5 protein-coding genes are annotated in these 1,935 nt (G+C 45.0%); 1 reads left to right on the top strand and 4 read right to left on the bottom strand.

Annotation, left to right across the window (positions count from 1 at the left end):
- Positions 1-272 (top strand): hypothetical protein (locus BM155_RS17920; RefSeq protein WP_254773225.1); only part of this gene is annotated, 272 nt, incomplete at its 5' end.
- Between the two features lie 75 nt (positions 273-347).
- Here BM155_RS17920 and tnpA read toward each other — a convergent pair.
- The 4 genes from tnpA to BM155_RS17215 all read right to left on the bottom strand — a co-directional run.
- Positions 348-608, bottom strand: coding sequence for an IS66 family insertion sequence element accessory protein TnpA (gene tnpA, locus BM155_RS17915; RefSeq protein ID WP_410173973.1), 261 nt, complete (start codon positions 606-608; stop codon positions 348-350).
- A 137-nt stretch (positions 609-745) separates the two neighbouring features.
- On the bottom strand, positions 746-946 hold the full coding sequence (locus tag BM155_RS17220) for a hypothetical protein (protein ID WP_139223324.1): 201 nt from the start codon (positions 944-946) through the stop codon (positions 746-748).
- 50 nt (positions 947-996) lie between these two features.
- A complete protein-coding gene (locus BM155_RS16670; RefSeq protein ID WP_067153921.1) occupies positions 997-1,389 on the bottom strand; it encodes a sel1 repeat family protein in 393 nt (130 codons plus the stop codon).
- Positions 1,390-1,402: 13 nt separating this feature from the next.
- The coding region (locus BM155_RS17215; RefSeq protein ID WP_217641581.1) for a DUF8616 domain-containing protein at positions 1,403-1,935 on the bottom strand (533 nt) is incomplete at its 5' end.

Raw genomic sequence — 1,935 nt, 5'->3', positions numbered from 1 at the left:
GCGGCGTCGTAGTGGTGGGTGATTTTGGCCTGGCCTTGCCAGTCGGCGATGAAGCTAAGGAAGGGTTTCTATTTTTATGGGTGTCTCGAAATGTTATTCTTCTCCCAACACAGAATCTTGATTTTATCCTTGGCCCGATTGCAGAACACAAACAGCGTTTCTTCAAAGGGATTGAGAGCCTTCTCTTACTCGACGATGGCCGCCAGGCCGTTGATGGATTTGCGCATATCCATCCAGTCTCGGTAGAGGTAAACTCTGGGGTAATGCTTTGATGACCGGATCACGATGTCACCTCCAGGGCCAATAAGTCAGACAGCAAGGCCTTGCTGAGCGCTGGAACCTGCAGGCTATACCGTTGGGCAACACAATTTCTGCAGGCGAAGGTGTAGGTGTAACACAGCCGCCTCGACTGGTTTAACCGGGACAAAGCGGCCACTGGAATTTGTGGGCTCTGACCCCGGAATCAGCCCGCGTTTTCGCAGCAGGTATACCCAGTTGTGAAAGCACTTGGCATCCAGTTGGTGCTCGCGTGCATAGACAGCGAGGGATTTTCCGGAGAATTTTGCGGCTTGGTAGTGGTCCAGCCAGTACTTTTGCTTTTTGGTGATTTATGGCATTGCTGATCCTGCTTTTTTATGGATTTGAAGGCAGGATGGCATTTGGGAAGCGGGGTGTTAAGGTGTGGAAGAATTACCGCTTACCTACAACAAGATCTTAAATATCGGAATTACTCATTTATTTTCCTTTAGTTTGAAATTTTTCCAGAAGTCTCGGCGCCTTCCGGGGCGTGGTGGCAGATGGGGTGGGGGTGGCCGTTGAGGCGGTACCGTCTACGCCACCACAGTTCCGGTGGCGCCTTTTTCATCATAGTGCCGTCGAATTGGTAGCTGTAGGTAGACTGGCCGTCGATGGGGGAGCCCCATTGACGCAGGAAGTGGGCCTTCACTGCTCCATTTTCACGGATATTTAGAAAGGCTCTTCAAAAGGTCTTCATGTTTACGAGCTAGATTTAAGTCTCTTTATAAATTCATGCGCACTGGAATCTCCTGATGATGCAGCCTTTTTAGCCCATTTTATTGCCTCTCCAATTTCACCTTTCTCGCTCAAATATAAGGCATAATTAAACTGGGATGGGGTGTCTCCTAATTCTGCAGCTTTTTTCATCCAGTAAACTTTTAGTTCCTCGTTGAGGTTTGAAAACATATAGTAATTTAGAACTTTTATTGCACTTTTTTTGTTGCCAGATTCTCCGTTTTTTATATGGCAAGCTAATTCTTCTGGTGTAAGGAAGTAAATGGCCCCAGTGGAAGTTGGGGGTTCATTAGACTTTTGGGAGTTGTCTTTGTTCATCCAACTCATATCTATTGGTTCAGGTTTTTTTTTAGTCATTTTATTTCTATAACTAGGATCTAGTTTTCGGTTTGAATAAGTAAAACTGTCCAGGCTTGCTGTAGTCTATCTCTCCATTAGGCGATTTTTGGTAAGGAGCTATATTTCCGTTTGTCCAATACCAAAGCAAGGTGTCAGGAGCTACAACTTCTGTATTTAACTCATTCGCTAATTGTTGCGCATAACAGTTGCTATTTGCCATGAAGTTTCCAGTATTGCAAGACAGTAAGTTTACACGCATTCCCGGCTCGTATTTGGGGTGGTTTAATATTCTTTGGGCCAGGTTTTTGGCTGGAATGACTTTTCGATTTTGGTCAACAATTGCGTGCGGAGATCCATGGGCGCCAATACTCAAACTAGTGTGGTTGTTGGCTACTAGTTTTGCTGAATAATGTATTTGTTCATTTTCTGGGAATAGGTTTATATCAACACCAGTATAGGTGTCTGTCAAGGGGTCATAATTTTCTGGGATTTCTTTACATGTTAGGCCTAATGGATCGACCCATCTAACGGGGTTTTTTACGTAGATATAGTTATTCAGGCCAC

This window comes from Microbulbifer thermotolerans, assembly GCF_900112305.1.
GTDB classification, from domain to species: Bacteria; Pseudomonadota; Gammaproteobacteria; order Pseudomonadales; family Cellvibrionaceae; genus Microbulbifer; species Microbulbifer thermotolerans.
This window is presented reverse-complemented; position numbering and strand designations above follow the sequence as displayed.

What these genes read in the sequence shown, in the direction of transcription:
- BM155_RS16670 (WP_067153921.1), bottom strand. Translation starts at nt 1,389, where the DNA reads ATGACTAAAAAAAAACCTGAACCAATAGATATGAGTTGGATGAACAAA.